A 264-nucleotide genomic window follows, 5' to 3' on the forward strand; every position below is an offset into this window, starting at 1 on the left:
TTCTCTTTCAATAAGTACTTCAGAGAATTCTTTATAAAGTAAGTCAAACACTGAAATTACTTTGCTTTCATGGTATAAACTCGATTCAGTATAGTATTCCATATACCTAATAAGTTCGGAAATTTCTTTGTTGCTTTTTTTAAATACTTCAACATCAGATACTAAAACAAAACGCTTTTTAGCTCGTGATATAGCGACATTTATTAAATTTGCGCTATCAACGAACTGAACATCATTTTTACTTCCTTTTTTATCAAGCACAGT

The 264-nt window shown here is 29.2% G+C and carries 1 protein-coding gene; it reads right to left on the reverse strand.

The annotated features are described in order from the left end of the window. Positions 1-264: hypothetical protein (locus SB660_RS21345; protein ID WP_410584400.1), on the reverse strand; the 264-nt coding region annotated here is incomplete at both ends.

It is taken from the genome of Bacillus sp. SIMBA_005, assembly GCF_046535585.1.
Lineage (GTDB): Bacteria > Bacillota > Bacilli > Bacillales > Bacillaceae > Bacillus > Bacillus pumilus.